This is a genomic window from Streptomyces sp. PTY087I2, assembly GCF_001687325.1.
Classification (GTDB): Bacteria; Actinomycetota; Actinomycetes; order Streptomycetales; family Streptomycetaceae; genus Streptomyces.
Map to the genome: position 1 here is coordinate 60,252 of NZ_LZRD01000020.1, position 13,415 is coordinate 73,666.

At 67.7% G+C, this 13,415-nt stretch carries 15 protein-coding genes, 1 tRNA gene, 1 pseudogene and 1 riboswitch; of the genes and pseudogenes, 6 read left to right on the forward strand and 11 right to left on the reverse strand.

Translation table 11 applies throughout. The features are described 5' to 3' along the window. Window position 1 precedes the first annotated feature (1 nt). The 8 genes from A3Q37_RS22620 to A3Q37_RS22655 all read right to left on the reverse strand — a co-directional run bounded on the left by A3Q37_RS22620 (window position 2) and on the right by A3Q37_RS22655 (window position 5,824). A complete protein-coding gene (locus tag A3Q37_RS22620; protein ID WP_255311907.1) occupies window positions 2-622 on the reverse strand; it encodes an exonuclease domain-containing protein in 621 nt (206 codons plus the stop codon). Next, entirely contained in the window at window positions 576-1,688 is a 1,113-nt protein-coding gene (locus A3Q37_RS22625) for a radical SAM protein (protein WP_079137935.1), read from the reverse strand. Before A3Q37_RS22625 ends, A3Q37_RS22620 begins: the two co-directional genes overlap by 47 nt. Window positions 1,689-1,871: 183 nt before the next feature. Then, complete coding sequence (locus A3Q37_RS22630; protein ID WP_369691466.1) at window positions 1,872-2,789, reverse strand: helix-turn-helix domain-containing protein; 918 nt, start codon at window positions 2,787-2,789, stop codon at window positions 1,872-1,874. After that, window positions 2,722-3,258: a DUF6879 family protein gene (locus A3Q37_RS22635; protein WP_065487464.1), complete on the reverse strand. Its 537-nt coding sequence runs from the start codon at window positions 3,256-3,258 to the stop codon at window positions 2,722-2,724. The genes A3Q37_RS22630 and A3Q37_RS22635 overlap by 68 nt, the downstream gene beginning before the upstream one ends. After that, complete coding sequence (locus A3Q37_RS22640) at window positions 3,255-3,488, reverse strand: hypothetical protein (RefSeq protein ID WP_065487465.1); 234 nt, start codon at window positions 3,486-3,488, stop codon at window positions 3,255-3,257. The genes A3Q37_RS22635 and A3Q37_RS22640 overlap by 4 nt, the downstream gene beginning before the upstream one ends. 159 nt (window positions 3,489-3,647) lie before the next feature. Then, window positions 3,648-4,064 (reverse strand): ATP-binding cassette domain-containing protein, encoded by a 417-nt coding sequence (locus tag A3Q37_RS22645; protein ID WP_255311909.1) that lies wholly within the window; start codon window positions 4,062-4,064, stop codon window positions 3,648-3,650. A gap of 85 nt (window positions 4,065-4,149) precedes the next feature. Beyond that, entirely contained in the window at window positions 4,150-5,031 is an 882-nt protein-coding gene (locus tag A3Q37_RS22650; RefSeq protein ID WP_065487466.1) for an ABC transporter permease, read from the reverse strand. Continuing rightward, entirely contained in the window at window positions 5,024-5,824 is an 801-nt protein-coding gene (locus A3Q37_RS22655) for an ABC-2 family transporter protein (protein ID WP_065487467.1), read from the reverse strand. The genes A3Q37_RS22650 and A3Q37_RS22655 overlap by 8 nt, the downstream gene beginning before the upstream one ends. Before the next feature lie 210 nt (window positions 5,825-6,034). On the opposite strand from A3Q37_RS22655, the gene A3Q37_RS22660 reads away from it, so the two are divergent. Then, a complete protein-coding gene (locus A3Q37_RS22660) occupies window positions 6,035-8,272 on the forward strand; it encodes a transglycosylase domain-containing protein (RefSeq protein WP_065487468.1) in 2,238 nt (745 codons plus the stop codon). Between the two features lie 17 nt (window positions 8,273-8,289). On the opposite strand, the gene A3Q37_RS22665 is transcribed toward A3Q37_RS22660, so the two are convergent. From A3Q37_RS22665 to A3Q37_RS22675, 3 genes are all read right to left on the reverse strand, one after another. Next, complete coding sequence (locus A3Q37_RS22665) at window positions 8,290-8,610, reverse strand: multidrug efflux SMR transporter (RefSeq protein ID WP_065487469.1); 321 nt, start codon at window positions 8,608-8,610, stop codon at window positions 8,290-8,292. 39 nt (window positions 8,611-8,649) lie between these two features. Then, a riboswitch (guanidine-III (ykkC-III) riboswitch) is annotated at window positions 8,650-8,720 on the reverse strand. 44 nt (window positions 8,721-8,764) lie between these two features. Beyond that, entirely contained in the window at window positions 8,765-9,067 is a 303-nt protein-coding gene (locus A3Q37_RS22670) for a co-chaperone GroES (protein WP_042498713.1), read from the reverse strand. A 133-nt stretch (window positions 9,068-9,200) separates the two neighbouring features. Then, complete coding sequence (locus tag A3Q37_RS22675; protein ID WP_065487470.1) at window positions 9,201-9,521, reverse strand: DUF3618 domain-containing protein; 321 nt, start codon at window positions 9,519-9,521, stop codon at window positions 9,201-9,203. A 156-nt stretch (window positions 9,522-9,677) separates the two neighbouring features. On the opposite strand from A3Q37_RS22675, the gene bcp reads away from it, so the two are divergent. The 5 genes and pseudogenes from bcp (at window position 9,678) to A3Q37_RS22700 (ending at window position 13,394) form a co-directional block, all read left to right on the forward strand. Then, window positions 9,678-10,145 carry a thioredoxin-dependent thiol peroxidase gene (gene bcp, locus A3Q37_RS22680; RefSeq protein WP_065487471.1) on the forward strand — a complete coding sequence of 156 codons (468 nt, stop codon included), beginning with the start codon at window positions 9,678-9,680 and terminating at the stop codon, window positions 10,143-10,145. 174 nt (window positions 10,146-10,319) lie between these two features. Continuing rightward, window positions 10,320-11,816 carry a glycine betaine/L-proline transporter ProP gene (proP, locus tag A3Q37_RS22685; RefSeq protein WP_065487472.1) on the forward strand — a complete coding sequence of 499 codons (1,497 nt, stop codon included), beginning with the start codon at window positions 10,320-10,322 and terminating at the stop codon, window positions 11,814-11,816. Window positions 11,817-11,936: 120 nt separating this feature from the next. Next, window positions 11,937-12,596 carry an HNH endonuclease signature motif containing protein gene (locus A3Q37_RS22690; protein ID WP_065487473.1) on the forward strand — a complete coding sequence of 220 codons (660 nt, stop codon included), beginning with the start codon at window positions 11,937-11,939 and terminating at the stop codon, window positions 12,594-12,596. Beyond that, window positions 12,593-13,248: pseudogene (locus tag A3Q37_RS22695) on the forward strand (HNH endonuclease). The gene A3Q37_RS22690 and the pseudogene A3Q37_RS22695 overlap by 4 nt, the downstream one beginning before the upstream one ends. Before the next feature lie 62 nt (window positions 13,249-13,310). Continuing rightward, window positions 13,311-13,394: transfer RNA gene (locus A3Q37_RS22700), tRNA-Leu, on the forward strand. Window positions 13,395-13,415: the final 21 nt, after the last annotated feature.

Here is a 13,415-nt window from a genome sequence, read left to right on the forward strand (position 1 = left end):
GTCAGAAAAGGGCCGGAGTTTCATCCGTACCCCCTTCCGGCGGTAGACCGCGCAGCTCTTCCAACGAGCCGGCCACCGTGGCGAGCTGGACGAAAAGACGGGCCGTAACCAAGGCGTCGTACCCCGCTCGGTGAGGGCGCATGTCATGCGGCAGCCCCTCGGCAAGCTGGAGCGCCTCGACCAACGAACCGAGCCGGAAACTCATCTGGTCAGGCACGAAGCGCCGTGCGAGCTTGAGCGTGTCGAACACCTCGGGGCACGTCCAGCCGGGCATCTTGCGCCGAAGAACGTTGGCGTCCACGTGGGCGTTGTGCGCCACGAAGGCCGAGACGCCCAACGCCTTGAGAACGTCGTCCTTGATGTCCGCGAACAGCGGGGCGTCGGCCACGGCCTTGTTGCTGATGCCGTGAACGCGCTGCGCCATCGGTGTGATCGCCTGGTCGGGACGAATCAACCACGACATCGGCTCCCCGATGACGCCGCCGATGATCGGGACGGCGGCCAGCTCCACGAGGTCGGGCGGCTGGTGACCGTTCCCTTCCACGTCAACGACCGCGTAGGAGAGTTCCGTCCAGTCAGCCATCTTGCGCGCCGTCCTTCCAGCCGATTTCTGCTCGGCCATGCCGCCGCTCCCGGTGCGGGTGCCGTACGTCGTGCACCTGGAATCCGAGGGCGTGTTGCAGGTAGTAGCGCGGCTGCTCCGTCTCCAGCCCGGAGACGATAGCCGCGTGTTCCGTGACGTCCACGACCACCAGACCACGAGCCTCCGGAAGGTCAGCGGCGACTTCCCGCAGCCGCTTCGCGGTCGGGACGCGGTGTGCATCCTTGCAGCGGTCGAGCTGCGCCAGCGGGCAGATGTCGCAGAGTTCAGGAACCCCGTAGTGGCCGTTGTAGTCCGGCAGTTCATGGGCGTAGGCCACGGCGCACGAGGTCTTGCGGAACAAGGAGTCGCTGCCGGCGAAGGTTGAAAGGACGCGCCTTTCCAGCGTCTCCGGCACGATCTTGCGCCGGGCCGTCTCGTCGTACGGCTCGGGCAGGTTGTTCGCCTTGTAGTAGTCCGCGATCTGGTCACGGTAGAACAGCCCCGTGAAGACCGTCGCGTCGGCGTGCTTGCTCAGCTCGTACGCCTGGTCGAGGTGTTCCGGTGAGTCGTTGAGACCAGGCACCAGCGGACGCCAGTAGAGAACCGTGCGGTACCGGCGTTCCCGCGGCGCGCTCATGAGCTTCAAGGACTCGGCGGCGACGTGCGACGGGTAGGGCTCGATGTCCTTGTTGTCGATGCCGGAGTACGTGAACAGCAGTGTCAGCTTGATGTGCTGGAGCTGGTTGAGCCGGTCGATGTCCTCGGGCTTCATCTGGTGCCTGGTGATGACGAGTACGTGGTTCGTCAGCTTCCGGGCGTCCAGGTCGTCCAGCACAGCAAGGGTGTGCGGCCGGACCACTGGCAAGAACGGGTCGGTGGCGCGGTTGAACACCTGCACCGGCGTGACGTGCGGCTGGAAGTACCGATGACCGACCAGTTCTTCGACGGCTTCGGCGTCGCTCATGAGCGCACGGGGCACACGCTGGTCCCACAGACCATAGGTGTGCCGGATGCAGTACGCGCAGTCCAGCGGACACCCCTGAATGTGGTTCAGGCTGAGCCCGCTCTTGCGGTACTCCACGACTTCGCGGGCACGCTCGGGCATCCGCTCTATCTGATCCCGAGTTAAAAGCTGCACAGAGACAGGCACCTGACGGCCTCCCATGTCCGGGGACGGAGGAGCGCGGAGTGACGCGCTCCATTGGGAGCGTAGGGGTGCAATTTCCCTCTGGATAGAAAATTTCTCGGAATTTCTAGCAACTCACTCGCCAGGGGAGGCGGCGCGCAATCAGGAGCTATCTTCCGAGGCGTCGGGAACGAGGTCTTCAATCACCCGATTGATGATCGCCCGCGCTGCCCTGCCGTAGCTGGCAACGGCCGCAAGCTGCTCAAACGCGCTGCCGTACAGCTCGATCTCTTGCGGCTGACGGAGGTCAAGTTCAGCCGACAGCGTTTCAACGAGTACCCGCTCGTTGTCGTAGATCCAGAAGCCATGCCATGGCGAGGTGGCGTACTGAGTCTCGAAGTCGATAATGCCGAGACGTACGTTCGGGAGCTGCGACAGTGAAACCAGCCGGTCAAGCTGACCAATCATGACGTCCGGCGTACAGAGTCGAAACCTGAGCGCCGCTTCGGTAAGAACGAAGTGGAATCGCTTGTCCGGTCGGTACAGGATCTCTTGGCGTCTTGCCCGCCCGGCCACGGCCTCGTTGATGTCGTTGGGCAACTTCAGCCGGCGGATGCCTTCAGCGAAGCGGGCACGTGCGTACTCGGGTGTCTGGAGGAGGCCGGGAATCACGGTTGCCTCGAAGGCACGGAAGAGTCGGGTCCTCTGGTCCCATGAGATCAGCTCTTGCTGGTGAGGCTTCAAGCCGGTACGGAGGATGCGTTGCCACTCAGCGTGCTGCACCTCCAGCGTGTGCAGCGAAGCAAGCAGGGCTTCGGCCTCGCCCGCGCTTCCCGTAACCGTGGCCCACTTACGAATGTCGTCGTCAGTGGGTGTCTGACGCCCATTCTCCAGCTTGGACACCTTGGAAGGCGGCCATGACAACGACTCCGCGAGCTGCCTGCCGCTCATGTCGGCGGCTTGGCGAAGCTCGCGGAGTCGTTTGCCCAGGGCGTCCCTGGCCTCGTGGACGTTAGACGAACCCGAGGTGCTGTTCGGTGGCAAAGTCATCCCGCCTGATGGCGTGGTGCCAAGCGGCATCACGCCAGTAGTTATGCTGCACGACCTCGCTGGCGTCTTCGATGACCTCGCCACCAAGGAAGGCATCGGCGTCATCAAAGTGCATCCGCACCAGCTTGCGCGAGTCGAACAGCCAGTAGTCGTGATTGGGGAGCTGTCCGGCGTCCGCCCGGTCACGCGTCAGGTAGCGGATGTCCTCGCCCGCCCCGTTGGTGAACTGAGCACACCACACACCGAACCGGCTGTAGTCGGTGAGCGGCAAGCTGACCACCCGCACACGTGTGAAGCGTCGCCCCTTGGACGTAGCGTCACGGATCATGGTCAGCCAGTCCTGCATCCACGGCAGGTCGTCCTTCTCCTGCGCGAGGAACTTCCGCAGCGACTCGTTCTCGTAGTCCGCGTCGTAACGGTCGCGTACTTCCAGGCGAAACGCCGTGTGCTCGAACGACTGGAAGAGCTTGCCGAACTCTTCTCCGGTCAGAAAGCTCAGTGTTCTCCCTCCTCCATGTAGCGGCGGGCGTACATCTTGAGCACGTCTTCCGGGATCTCGATCAGCGTCTCATGGTCGGGGACCTCGCCGACGTCGGCCAGCACCTGGGGGTCCGTCACCTTCCAACCCTGCGCGATGTAGGTGACGCGGTCGGTGCGGTCGGTGGCGAACAGCGTCGGAGAGTTGCCGATCTGAGACTCAGGGTCCTTACCGAGGAACCGAGCACGCATGGTGCCCTCCCTTGCTCGAAACTTGGCGAACCGTTCTCGCACATCGTGAGGCGGACGGCTCGAACGGTCAAGGTGCCCTCATTGGACCCGGCAACTGACGGACGGGGTCTCTACTAGCCCACGAAGCCGCTGACCTGGGGCTATGGCCTCGGTGCGCCCCTACTGCGGAGCGCTCCCCAGGGGTAGACTGGGGGCCGTCCCACTGCTTCGTGAGCGCATTCGCTGCCCGAAGACGACGCCGATGCGGTGCGCCAGGCGCGTACGTTCGCGGGAGGGGTCGATTCCCGCGACGCGCAGCCGGCCGCCGCTCGGGGTGAGGATGCCCGTCAGCATCTTGATCGTGGTCGACTTCCCGGCCCCGTTCGGGCCGATGTAGCCGACCATCTCGCCGCGCGCGACCCGGAAGCTGATCCCGTCCACGGCCCGCACCTCGTGGCGCTCCCGGCGCAGCAGGCCCGCCCGGCGGCGGACCTCGAAGACCTTCTCGACGCCGTCGAGGGTGATGAACCCGTCGTTGCCGCCGGTGCCGATGAATCCGTCGTCGCCGCCGAGGCCGATGATCCCGTCGTCCGCCATGTCCGTGCTCTCCCGCGTAGTCCTGTCCGACCCGGTCGGCGCCTGGCCCTGTGGTTGCTGTGGTTCATGCGGTCCCTGTGGTCGCTCAACTGCCCGTGCTCCGGTAGGACCGCAGGCCCGCCCGCCACGCCAGGCCCGCGAGACCGCAGCAGCCCGCCGCGACCAGCGGCGGCAGGAAGGCCACCCACCGCGGCAGGTCCACCGGGTACTCCCGCCCCAGCACGTACAGCGCGGGCAGCCAGCTCGCGAAGGCCAGCGGCACCACGAACGTCACGCCGCGCACCAGGTCCTTCGCGAAGACCGTGGGCGGGTACTGGAGCAGCGTCGTCCCGCCGTACGTGAAGGAGTTCTGCACCTCCGAGGCGTCCTGCGCGACGAACTGGAACGCCGCTCCCGCGATGAAGACCGCCCCGAAGATCGCCGCCCCGCTGATCACGGTCATCGGCAGCATCAGCACCTTCAGCGGCGTCCAGACGATGTCGAGGGTGACGAACGCGTAGCCGAGCACCAGCAGGCCCTGCGTGATCCGGCCCAGCCTTCGCAGCGCGAACCGGTCCGCCGCCACCTGCGCCAGCACCGGCACCGGGCGCACCAGCAGGGTGTCGAACGTTCCGTCCCGGACGCGGGAGCCCACCCGGTCCATCGACCCCAGCAGCAGGTCGCACACCCCGAACGCCGTCGCCGACAGGCCGTACAGCAGCGCGACCTCGGGCAGGGAGTAGCCGCCGAGCGCGTCGATGTGCGTGAACATCAGCAGGATCGTGACGAAGTCGAAGGCCGTCACCGCGAGGTTCCCGAACAGGGTCATGGCGAACGAGGCCCGGTACGCCATCGTCGAGCGCACCCACATCGCCATGATCAGCCCGTACGCCCGGACCCCTTCCAGCGGCCGGGGCCGGTCCTCGAAGGCGAACCCGGCCGGCTCGCACTCCTCGCCGCCGGCCCGTACCGCCACCGTGTCAGCCACCCTGCACCACCACTCTCCTGGTCGCCACGGTCTGGAGCAGGCGGCCCGCCCCGAGCAGCACGACCGCCCAGCCGGCCTGGAAGACGTACGCCTCCACCAGCCCCCACCCGGTGTGCTTGCCGAGGAACACATCGGCCGGCACCTGGAGCAGCGAGGACCACGGCAGCGCCCGTGCCACCTCGCCCAGCAGCCCGGGGAACAGGTTCAGCGGCAGCAGCATCCCGGAGAAGAACAGCCCCGCCAGCATCGCCATCTGCATCGCCCCCGCGCCGTCGAGCAGCCAGAACGCCGACATCGCGACCAGATAGCGCACCGCGAAGCTGACCACCACGCCCAGGAACACCGACAGCAGGAACGCCGGCCAGGTCCAGAACGAGCCGGGGAGCGCCAGGTCGAAGGCGAGCGCCCCCAGGCATATCGGCGCCACCCCGCGCCCCAGCAGGTGGAACGCCGCCCGGCCCAGGTCCGCCGCCAGCCACCACAGCTGGAGGTCGGCGGGCCGGTACAGATCGACGGCGACGTCCCCCGTACGGATCCGCTCGACGAGCTCGCTCTCGAACCCGCCGCCCATCAGGGCGCTGGTCATCAGCAGGGCCTGGCCGAGCCAGACGTACGTCAGCGCCTGGGAGGTGTCGTAGCCGCCGAGCTGCGGACGCTCGTCCCACAGGGCGATGTAGGTGTACGCCATGATGAAGCCGAAGACGGTGTTGGTGAACACCCCCGCCGCCGTCGCCGTCCGGTAGGTGGCGTAGCGCCGGAACCCGCCCGCCGCCACCACTGCGTACAGCCGCACGCCCGCCCCTCTCCCCCGCCGCCACCGGCTCCCGGCACCAAAGCGCACGACCCTAGTGCACGCGCGAGGGCCGCTGCGACTTCTTTTCCGACCGGCCGGAGAGCAACGGGCCGACGACCGGAGGAGGGAACGGGACAGTAAGAAACGCAGATTTGCTGACGAACCGGGCACTATGGGAGAACTGACCACGTCTCAGGAGCCCCCACCGACATGAGCGACGAGCCACAGAGCTGGGCCCCCCGCGACTCCTCGGGCGCGGGAGCCTCCTCCGGAAACCACCGGCCTACGGCGTCCGGAGAGCCGGCCGGAAATCCTGAAAAGCCCGGGAAGCCCGGGAAGAAGGCGCGGCCCCGGCGCACCGGCTGGCGGCGCGCGATCCCCACCTGGCGGATGACCCTCGGCACCGTCCTCGGCCTCATCGTCCTCATCGGCGCCGGGGTCTTCGCCGCCTACCGGCTCGTCGACATCCCGGCCGCCAACGCGGCGGCCACCGCCCAGTCCAACGTCTACCTCTACAGCGATGGCAGCGTCATCGCCCGGGACGGCGACGTGAACCGGGAGAAGGTCAGGCTCTCCCAGGTCCCCCCGACCGTGCAGCACGCGGTCCTGGCCGCCGAGGACCGGGACTTCTACACCGACGACCGCGCCGTGGACGTGAAGGCGATGCTCCGGGCCGGCTGGAACACCGTCACCGGCAAGGGCAAACAGGGCGGCTCGACGATCACCCAGCAGTACGTGAAGAACTACTACCTCGGCCAGGAACGCACCGTCCTGCGCAAGGCCAAGGAAGCCATCATCGCGGTCAAGCTCAACCGTGAGGAGTCCAAGGACCAGATCTTCGAGGGCTACCTCAACACCAGCTACTTCGGGCGCAACGCGTACGGCATCCAGGCCGCCGCCCAGGCGTACTACGGCAAGAACGTCGAGGAGCTCACCACCGCCGAAGGCGCGTACCTCGCCTCCCTGCTGAACGCCCCCAGCGCGTACGACGTCGTCGCCCACCCCGACAACAAACCCGCGGCCCAGCGCCGCTGGAACTACGTCCTCAACGGCATGGTCAAGGAACGCTGGCTGACCGCCGACGAACGGGAGGCGACGCGCTTCCCCACCCCCGGCGAGGCCAAACCGTCCAACGGGCTCTCGGGGCAGCGCGGCTACATCGTGCAGGCCGTCGAGGAGTACCTGAACCGGCGCGGCATCCTCGACGCGAAGACCCTCGCCACCGGCGGCTACCGCATCACCACCACCCTCGACAAGGCCAAGCAGGACGCCTTCGTCAAAGCCGTCGCCGACAACGTGACGGCCAGGACCAGCGCCGAACGCGCCGCCGACCGCAACGTCCGCGTCGGCGGCGCCTCGATCGTCCCGGAGACCGGGAAGGTCGTCGCCCTGTACGGCGGCATCGACTACACGAAGCAGTACGTCAGCAACGCGACCCGCCGCGACTACCAGGTCGGCTCCGTCTTCAAGCCGTTCGTCCTCACCTCCGCCGTCGTCAACGAGTCCACCACCCAGGACGGCCGGCCCATCAACCCCAACACCGTCTACGACGGCACCAACAAACGCACCGTCGTCGGCGTGCAGGGGGCCACCGACTACGCCCCCGCCAACGAGGACGACGTCGACTACGGCGACATCACCGTGCGCGTCGCCACCGACAAGTCCGTCAACTCCGTCTACGCCCAGATGGCGCAGGACGTCGGCCCCGCGAAGGTCCGGGAGACCGCGATCGCCCTCGGCATCCCCGCCGACACCCCCGACCTCACCGCCGCCCCCTCCATCGCGCTCGGCACCGCCAACGCCAGCGTCCTGGACATGGCCGAGGCGTACGCCACCCTCGCCGACCACGGCCGGCACGGCAGGTACGTTCTCGTCGAGAAGGTCACCAAGGACGGCACGGAGATCGCGCTCCCGGAGCGCACCACCGAACAGGCCGTCAGCCGTGAGGCCGCCGACACCACGACCGCCGTCCTGCGCAGCGTCGTGGAGGGCGGCACCGGCACCGCCGCCCAGGCGGTGGGCCGCCCCGCCGTGGGCAAGACCGGCACCGCGGAGGAGGACCGGGCCGCCTGGTTCGCCGGGTACACCCCGGACCTCGCGAGCGTCGTCGCCGTGATGGGCCAGAACCCGGACTCGGGCGCCCAGACCCCGCTGTACGGGGCCCTCGGCCTGTCCCGCGTCAACGGCGGCGGCGCCCCGGCCGAGACCTGGGCCGCCTATACGGAAGCGGCGCTGCGCTCGTCCCCGGCCCAGGAGTTCGACCTGCGGACGGCTCCGGGGTCGGACGAGGAGGACGAGCTCCTGGTCGACGAGAACGCCGACGGGGGCACGGACCCGTCCTCCTCGACAGAGCCCAACGGCAGCGCCCCGCCCACGCCCGGCACGGACACGGGCGGGAACACGACAGACGAGGGGTCGGTCACCACCGTCCCGGACGGAAACGGCTAGGGCAGACAGGCCAGGCCTCAGTGCCCCGAAGTCGCCTTCAGGCCCACCACGGCCACCAGCAGCAGACAGACGAAGAAGATCCGCGCGGCGGTCACCGGCTCGTTCAGCACGACCATGCCCAGGACCGCCGCACCGGCCGCGCCGATGCCGACCCACACGCCGTACGCCGTACCGATCGGCAGCGTCTTCGCCGCATGCGACAGCAGCATCATGCTCGCCACGATCCCGAGGCCGGTGAACACGCTCGGCCACAGCCGCGTGAACCCCTCGGTGTATTTCATCCCGATCGACCAGCCCACTTCGAGCAGACCGGCGACGACCAGCAGAACCCAGGCCATGACAGAACCTCCGACGACGAACACACGGACAACTTCACGGGTGCGTCGTCTTTGCCAACCCGGTACGGCGCGTCTCGTCGGGGTGGTTCCACCGTAGCAAGAAACAGGGAAAGGGCCTGGTGACACCGGTCACCAGGCCCTGAACAGCACGGTTCTACAGATACAGCCCGGTCGAATCCACCGACCCCTCGAACCGGTCGGCGGCCACCGCGTGGAGATCGCGCTCCCGCATCAGGACGTACGCCACGCCCCGCACCTCGACCTCGGCCCGGTCCTCGGGGTCGTACAGCACCCGGTCGCCGGGCTCCACCGTCCGCACGTTCTGGCCGACCGCCACGACGACGGCCCAGGCCAGCCGGCGGCCCACCGCGGCCGTCGCCGGGATCAGGATGCCGCCGCCGGAACGCCGCTCGCCCTCGGACGCGTCGTTCCGCACGAGCACGCGGTCGTGCAGCATCCGGATGGGCAGCTTGTCGTCGTGCGGGGCGCCGGGGGTGGTGTTACCGGAGGTGGTGCTACCGGGGGTGGTGTTCTCGCTCACGCCCGCAACCTACCTGCCGAGGGCCGGACCGTACGCCTCCGGGTTCGGATCACGCGCGGCGGCGGCGCTTCGACGCGGTGAGCAGCCCCACCACGCCGACCACCAGCAGCGCCGCGGGGATCACCCGCTCCAGCCGCGGCGAGCCGTCCTCCGCGACGAACTGGGCCTTCACCTCCGACACCGAGCGGTTCACCGCGACGAAGGCACGGCCGGCCGTCCGGTCCACGGACTGGGCCGCCTTCGCCTTGGCGTCTCCGATGATCGTCTTCGGGTGTACGCGCACCCCGATCTCGTCGAGCACCACAGCGAGCTGCTCGCGCCTGCTGATGATGTCCGCCTCGATCTGCGCAGGGGTCCTGGCATCCGACACTGCGCCGCCTCCGTGGTCGTCGTCCGTTGAACCTTCGTCTGAGACCTTCGTCTGAGACCTTCGTCGACAGTCTGTCAGCTCGAACCTCCGCACACCCGGCGGCACCCCTATTACCCTCGGTCCCGTCCGACCAGCGCACCACCCGAGGAGAACCACATGAGCGAGCGACTGAAGCCCGGCGACACCGCTCCCGCCCTCACCCTTCCCGACGCCGACGGCAACGAGGTGTCGCTCGCGGACCACAAGGGCCGCAAGGTCATCGTGTACTTCTACCCGGCCGCTCTTACCCCCGGATGCACCAAGCAGGCCTGCGACTTCACGGACAACCTCGACCTTCTGGCGAACGCCGGGTACGACGTCATCGGCGTCTCCCCCGACAAGCCGGAGAAGCTCGCGAAGTTCCGCGACACGGAAAACCTCAAGGTCACCCTGGTGGGCGACCCGGCCAAGGAAACTTTGGCGGCGTACGGCGCCTTCGGCGAGAAGAAGCTCTACGGCAAAGTGGTGACGGGCGTGATCCGCTCCACCGTCGTCGTCGACGAGGACGGCAAGGTCGAGCACGCGTTCTACAACGTGAAGGCGACCGGTCACGTGGCGAAGATCATCAGGGACCTGGGCATCTGACCGGTCTCGCCCCGAGACGCCCCTCACACGATCTCAAGGCCATGGCGGCTGTACGCGCCACGACGTGTCGAGATCGTGTGAGGGAGATCGCATCGGCCCATGAAGTCGGTTTGCGACCGCCATCTCTGCACAGAAGCCTTTCCTGGAACGCCCTTCGAGGAAAGGACCCCGGCCATGGCGGCCCCCGACCCCCACCAGGCGGCCGACCCAGCAGCGGTCAAACGCCACCCCGCGCTCTTCCGGGCCATCCGGAAGCGCCAGAATCCGCGGTTGCGCCGGACGGACATCACGGTCACGGACGACGCCGCGGTGAAGCGGGCCGTGAAGGCGGCCTCCCTGGGCAACGCCATGGAGTGGTTCGACTTCGGGATCTACTCCTATCTGGCCGTGACGATCGGGCATGTGTTCTTCCCGTCCGGGAACGACACCACGCAGCTGCTGTCCTCCTTCGCGACGTTCGCGGTGGCCTTCCTCGTACGGCCGCTGGGCGGGATGTTCTTCGGCCCGATGGGAGACAAGGTCGGCCGCAAGAAGGTCCTGGCGCTGACGATGATCCTGATGGCGGTCGGTACGTTCGCGATCGGCCTGATCCCCTCGCACGACACGATCGGCGTGTGGGCCGCGGTCCTGCTGATCTTCTTCCGGATGCTCCAGGGGTTCTCGACGGGCGGTGAGTACGGGGGCGCCTCGACGTTCATCGCGGAGTACGCCCCCGACAAGCGGCGCGGCTTCTTCGGGAGCTTCCTGGAGTTCGGGACCCTGGCGGGCTACGTCGGTGCGGCCGGTCTGGTGACAGCCCTGTACGCACTCCTCACCGACGCGCAGATGGAGGCCTGGGGGTGGAGGATCCCGTTCCTCGTCGCGGGCCCGCTGGGCCTGGTCGGCCTCTACCTGCGGCTGAAGCTGGACGAGACGCCGGCCTTCCAGAAGCTGGAGGGCGGCACGGCGCACGCGAGCGAGGCGGCGGACGGAGTCGAGGCCACGGCCAAGGGTGACCTGGCGAAGATCTTCCGGCAGTACTGGCCGACGCTGATCCTCTGCATCTGCCTGGTCGGCGCGTACAACATCACCGACTACATGCTGCTGTCGTACATGCCGACGTACCTCTCCGACGAGCTGGGCTACAGCGAGACGCACGGGCTGCTGATCCTGCTGGCGGTGATGGTGTTCCTGATGACGATCATCGCCCGGATCGGCAAGCTCTCCGACCGCTTCGGCCGCAAGCCGCTGCTGATGACCGGGATGCTGGGCTTCCTCTTCCTCTCCCTCCCCTCCTTCCTCCTGATCCGGATCGACGGCATCCTCCCGATCACGATCGGCATGCTGCTGCTGGGCCTCTCGCTGGTCTGCATGCTCGGCACGATGTCGGCGGCCCTCCCGGCCCTGTTCCCGACGAACGTCCGCTACGGCTCCCTCTCCGTCGGCTACAACCTCTCCGCGTCGATCTTCGGCGGCACGACCCCGCTGGTGATCACGGCCCTGATCAGCTGGACCGGCTCCAACCTGATGCCGGCGTACTACGCGATGGCGGCGGCCCTGATCGGCGTGATCGCGGTGGCCTGCATGAAGGAAACCGCCCAGAAGCCCCTGATCGGCTCCCCGCCGTCGGTGGAGACGGACGAGGAGGCAGCGGAACTGGTCCAGGCGCAGGCCCCGGAGCCGAAGTTCTGAGGGCTGGTGCCTTCACCCGCCGGGTGCCCTCTCCAGATTACGGACGTGACCATCCGATAAACGGGTCGTTACTCCGTACGAGGCTGCGAACATGCGGCCGAGGACGGAGGGGGCAGAGGCATGGGAAAGAGCCCGTACACGCGGGAGCGGCTGGCGGATGCGGCAGCGTCGTCGCGGACGCTTTCGGAGGCGTTGACGGAGCTGGGCGTGGATCCGAAGAGTCCGACGCGGCGGTACCTCCTGGACCGTATGCGGAAACTTGGCGTGGACACCGGCCACTTCGAAAGCGAAGGAGTGCGCTGGACGAAGGAAGTACTCCAGGCGGCGGTCGCGGCTTCCACCAACATGTGCGAAGTGCTGCGGCGCCTCGGCCTGGAGGTGGTCGGCGGTCAGCACACCCACATCAGCCGCCGCGTAAAGGCTCTGGGGATCGACACCTCGCACTTCTCGGCACCATCGAGGAGCGGCGAGATCCGCCGTAGGCGCCCAGAGGAACTGCTGGTCGACCAGAGCCAGAACCTCGCACGCCGCATCCCCGGCGAGAGGCTCAAGCGAGCAATGATCGCCATGGGCACCACGGAACGCTGCGCCCTCTGCGGCACAGGGGGGACGTGGCGGAACCGGCCGCTACCGCTCGAGGTCGATCACATCGACGGCAACTGGCGGAACAACCAGCCGCAGAACCTCCGGCTCCTCTGCCCCAACTGCCACTCGACGACCGATACGTATCGCGGTCGCGGCAAGGGGCGCCGCCTCGCGGCACGAAGTGAGGCCCCATGAGTACCCGCAGTGGCTACACGCGCGAGCGGCTGATCGAGGCAGCCCGTCAGTGCACTGACATCCAAGAAGTCATCGCGTTTTTGGCACGCGCCCCTACGGCAGGCTCAGTCGCTACCTGCTCGCTCGCTTCGAGCATTACGGGATCGACGTGTCCCACTTTCCTCGCCGCACCAGAGCCGGAGGGCGCCCCTCCACCACAGAACTCTCGGAGGCCGTTGCCGGTGCCATTTCCATCGCTGACACGCTCAGGCGACTGGGTCGGGCGGACACCACGAGCCAGCGGCAGCACCTGCGCGCGTGGATCGCCGAAGACGGACTCACCACCGCGCACTTTCTCGGGCAGGGGCACCAGCGGGGAAACGCCGGACCCACCCCGCTCAGAACCGCTGAACAGATCCTTGTGAAACACGAGGACACACACCGCACGAAGACGGCCCTATTGCGCCGGGCTCTGCGGGAGGTCGGCCTCATGGAAGAGTGCGCCGAGTGCGGGACCTCCGCGTCCTGGCAGGGCAAGCCCATGACACTGGAGGTGGACCACATCAACGGAGACTGGAGCGACGACCGCAGGGAGAATCTCCGGCTCCTGTGCCCGAACTGCCACGCGGTGACCCGAACCTGGTGCAGGGGCGGCAAGGTCACTCGGCTCTGAGGATCTCTCCCTGATATCCCCCACACTCACTCCGCAGAGGGCAGTAAGCTGAGATCTGCTGCGCGGCCGTAGCCAAACTGGTATCGGCGGGTGTTTTAGGGGCATCTGGGAGAAATCCTGTGTGGGTTCGAATCCCACCGGCCGCACGTCGACGAGAAGGGGCCGTC